Origin of the sequence: Variovorax ginsengisoli (assembly GCF_030486595.1) — a bacterium.
GTDB lineage: Bacteria > Pseudomonadota > Gammaproteobacteria > Burkholderiales > Burkholderiaceae_C > Variovorax > Variovorax ginsengisoli_B.
Window position 1 is genome coordinate 1 of record NZ_JAUJZH010000075.1, and the last position, 2,483, is coordinate 2,483.

4 protein-coding genes and 1 pseudogene are annotated in these 2,483 nt (G+C 64.1%); 2 read left to right on the forward strand and 3 right to left on the reverse strand.

What is annotated here, in order from left to right; genetic code table 11:
- A complete protein-coding gene (locus tag QZH52_RS38490) occupies positions 1 to 267 on the reverse strand; it encodes an ATP-dependent DNA ligase (protein ID WP_301816527.1) in 267 nt (88 codons plus the stop codon).
- Positions 268 to 331: 64 nt separating this feature from the next.
- Positions 332 to 622: pseudogene (locus QZH52_RS38865) on the reverse strand (ATP-dependent DNA ligase); the annotation flags it as partial.
- 112 nt (positions 623 to 734) lie between these two features.
- On the opposite strand from QZH52_RS38865, the gene QZH52_RS38500 reads away from it, so the two are divergent.
- The gene (locus QZH52_RS38500) at positions 735 to 911 is read left to right on the forward strand and encodes a DUF3606 domain-containing protein (RefSeq protein WP_301816528.1); all 177 of its coding nucleotides are present in this window, start codon (positions 735 to 737) and stop codon (positions 909 to 911) included.
- A 157-nt stretch (positions 912 to 1,068) separates the two neighbouring features.
- Here QZH52_RS38500 and QZH52_RS38505 read toward each other — a convergent pair whose 3' ends face one another.
- On the reverse strand, positions 1,069 to 1,299 hold the full coding sequence (locus QZH52_RS38505; protein ID WP_301816529.1) for a hypothetical protein: 231 nt from the start codon (positions 1,297 to 1,299) through the stop codon (positions 1,069 to 1,071).
- 639 nt (positions 1,300 to 1,938) lie between these two features.
- Between QZH52_RS38505 and QZH52_RS38510 the strand changes: the two genes are divergently transcribed.
- Positions 1,939 to 2,244 (forward strand): hypothetical protein, encoded by a 306-nt coding sequence (locus QZH52_RS38510; protein WP_301816530.1) that lies wholly within the window; start codon positions 1,939 to 1,941, stop codon positions 2,242 to 2,244.
- Positions 2,245 to 2,483: the final 239 nt, after the last annotated feature.

Here is a 2,483-nt window from a genome sequence, read left to right on the forward strand (position 1 = left end):
CTATCGCTTGAACCGCTCCGCCGGCACCGCGCCCTTCCGCTTCACCTTGACCCAGTCCCGGCTCCGGCTGCCGGGCACGTAGATGCTGTCGTCGCGTTTGGCCACCAGGCCTTCCAGCTTGAGACCGAGGACTGCGTCGTTGACGATGCGCGGGATGTCCTCGTCGAAGTGGCCCACGGCCAAGACGTGCTCGGGACTCGGGTCCAGCAGCTCCGCGAGGAGCGCCTTGCGCTGCAGGAGCGTGTGCTGGGTGATGTCGATTTCCATGGTCAACCATCAGGTCGAACACTGCATAGCCCACGAGGTCGCAGCCCTCGTACCAGCGGCGCCGGCGCGCGCGGTCCTGGAGGCGATTGAAGTCGGAGCGGCCGATCTCATCGAACGCGCACACCTCGCCATCTGTCACGTAGGATCCGCCGCGCAGCGCAGCCAACGACTTGGCCACCTCTGGGAACCAGCGCGTCGCGTCGGCGCCGTTGCGGGTGCGCAGCTGGCACTTGCCGTCCCCGAACATCGCCGTCATTCGGTAACCGTCGTACTTGATCTCGAATATCCAGCCGGGCGCGGTCAACGGGAGCGGCCGCTCGTCGAGCAGCATCGGCGGGTAGTCAACAAGGTCCATGTCACAAAAAGTGCACCGCCTGTAGGGCGCCGGCTGTCAGAAATTGGCGCGATTTGCTGAATGCGACGCCGCCCAGAGTGCGTCGAAATCTCCATCTAACTAGGAGACTCACATGGCAGACGACCCCAAGAAAACAGGCGACGACCGAAAGCAGATCTCACTGAAAGAGCCGCATGAAGTGCGGAGCTGGACGAACGCACTGGGTGTGACCGAGCAAAAACTGCGTGCCGCTGTCGCCGCAGTGGGCCACTCGGTGGAGAAGGTGCGCGAGTACCTTCGGAAGAAATGACCGCGAGAAAGTCCGGCGTCATGAAGGCCGGAGACCCGAAGTTCGCCGACACTGTCCGCCTCATTGAGTCCTTCGTCGACATGCCGCGGAAACCGGCCAAGCGCGCGCCCGCGAGGAAACCCGCCACGCCGACCAAGACCGCGGCGAGCACGAAGCGCTAGTTGATCAACTCTGCAAAGAAAGCCGCCCAGAACCAGTTGGTGTGCTTGTGGTGGCGGCTGCTCATCAGCCGGTATCGAACCCGGACACGGCCGATGTCCGGGACATCAATTTCGGCGTGCAGCTCTGCTGGCTTCCCATCATCAGGCGCAGGAAGCGTCTGGCCGGCCCGGCTGATCAGCTCTCCGGGGATCTTGGCCGGGATGCCGTTGGGCTCGTAGAAGGACATGAGGCCAGCATAGCGCGTCAGGACTTGAGCCTGTCCCCCCTCTAGCTGGGGGGTGGCACGGTCGGGTAGATGCTGGACAAGGCTTTACCTGCGCGATACGCGGATTCCAGCAAGCCCTGTCAACAGGGCCCGCTGCGCGGCGTTGGTCAGGTAGTAGTCAACGACCTGGAGTCCCTTATGAACAAAATTCGTCTCATTGGAACTTGCATCGCGATCGGTGGCATCGCCATGCTGAGCGGTTGCGTCGCTGTGCCTACGGGCCCCTACTACGGTAGCCCGGCGTATTCCCAGCCTTACTACGTGGAGCCCGGCCAGGCCGTGGTCGGAGCACCTTCCGTTTACATCAACGGCACGTACTCCCGGGGGCAAGGGTACTACCCCAGACCTTACTACCAGGGGCGCTCCGATCCCTACTATGGTCAGGCGCCCGCTTATGGATCCCGCCGACCTTTCCCGCCGCCTGGCGCACCCAGGCCGCCGGGATTCGGTGGCGAGTCGGGTCCAGGCGGAGCGTTTGATCCCGACCACGGTCCGGGTCGCGGAGCAGATCGTCCTTGACCGCGGCAAAGCCTGCGATCTATCAGGCTGAAGACCGGCGGCTGAACGGTCGCTGAACGGGGGCAGCGATACGATCCCGGCATGAACCCTCTGCGGCACATCTCGGTCTACGTGGACGAGCCGGCGCCTGGCCACTTTCACTGGGTCCTGCACGAAGGCTCGCCTTGCTCGGTCTGGATCGACATCGCCGACAGCGAGCAGTCCTACCCCTCGTGGACCGAGGCCTTCGAGGCTGGCATCGTGGAGCTCTACCGCACGGTGGCGGACGAGCGTACCGGGCCGAGGGCGATAGGTGAGGACGAAGACGCCGACCCGGTCGGCTTAAGGTCAGGGAACGCCGGGCCAGTGCGCTTGGCCGAAGATCTCGATCGAGAGCACGAAGCCTAGCGCGGCTTGCGTTCGGTCGCCGGCTTTCTTCGGAACCTTGGCGAGCTTCTTGAGGGCCTGCTGCTGCCTGAAGTCGAGCAAGCCTGGAACGCGCGGGGCGCTGTCTGAACATGGTTTGGGGGCCTCAAAGGGTCGTGTCCCATTCCGTGGTGTAGGTCCACAGCCCGGAGAAGGCTGAGCTGCACGGTACTCAGCGTGCCACTGCGGACAGCCGAGTGGGCGCAGTATCGCTCAGGGTC